This is a genomic window from Arthrobacter sp. Bi83 (genome assembly GCF_918698095.1).
In the GTDB taxonomy this organism is placed as follows: domain Bacteria; phylum Actinomycetota; class Actinomycetes; order Actinomycetales; family Micrococcaceae; genus Arthrobacter.
The window spans coordinates 1-1212 of the sequence record NZ_CAKKLY010000118.1 but is presented as its reverse complement, the minus strand read 5'-3'; the positions used below and the strand labels follow the sequence as shown (position 1 = coordinate 1212).

General features: G+C 65.2%; 1 pseudogene. It reads left to right on the top strand.

The annotated features are described in order from the left end of the window. Position 1: 1 nt before the first annotated feature. Positions 2-1212: pseudogene (locus tag LQ144_RS22895) on the top strand (pyruvate dehydrogenase (acetyl-transferring), homodimeric type); the annotation flags it as partial.

The following is a 1212-nucleotide window of genomic DNA, read 5'->3' as shown; positions in this document are numbered from 1 at the left end:
CGTGGCTGCAGGAGAAGATACCTCCCATATCCTCAGCGGGTTGACTAACCAGCTGCCTGATCGTGATCCGGAAGAGACCGCCGAGTGGGTTGAGTCCCTGGATTCGCTGATCAGGGAACAGGGCACCGAGCGTGCCCAATACATCATGCGCAGTCTCCTGCAGCGTGCCGGCGCCCAGAGCGTCGGGGTTCCGATGGTCACCACCACGGACTATGTGAACACCATCCCGGCGGACCAGGAAGCACAGTTCCCGGGCAACGAGGAGTTCGAGCGCCGCTACCGGGCGTACATGCGCTGGAACGCCGCGGTGATGGTCCACCGCTCGCAGCGGCCGAACATCGGCGTGGGCGGGCACATCTCCACCTACGCCGGCGCCGCGACGCTGTACGAGGTCGGGTTCAACCACTTCTTCCGCGGCAAGGACCACCCCGGCGGCGGGGACCAGGTCTTCTTCCAGGGCCACGCCTCCCCCGGCATGTACGCGAGGGCGTTCATGGAAGGCCGGCTGACCGAGCAGGACCTGGACGGCTTCCGGCAGGAAAAGTCCAAGGCCGGCCACGCCCTGTCCTCCTACCCGCACCCGCGGCTGATGCCGGAGTTCTGGGAATTCCCCACCGTGTCGATGGGCATCGGGCCGATGAACGCGATCTACCAGGCCCAGTCCAACCGCTACCTGCACAACCGCGGCCTGAAGGACACCTCCGAGCAGCAGGTCTGGGCGTTTCTGGGCGACGGGGAAATGGACGAGCCCGAGTCCCGCGGCCTGCTCCAGCTCGCCGCGAACGAGAACCTGGACAACCTGAACTTCGTGATCAACTGCAACCTCCAGCGCCTGGACGGGCCGGTGCGCGGCAACGGCAAGATCATGCAGGAACTCGAGGCGTTCTTCCGCGGCGCGGGCTGGAACGTGATCAAGGTCGTCTGGGGCCGGGAATGGGATGACCTGCTCACCCGCGACTCCGACGGGTCGCTGGTGAAGATCATGAACGAAACCCTGGACGGGGACTACCAGACCTACAAGGCCGAGTCCGGCGGGTTCGTCCGGGAGCACTTCTTCGGCAAGACCCCGCAGACCAAGGACATGGTCGCGGACCTGACCGATGACCAGATCTGGAACCTCAAGCGCGGCGGCCACGACTACCGCAAGGTCTACGCCGCGTACAAGGCAGCGACCGAATTCAAGGGCAAGCCCACCGTGATCCTGGCCAAAAC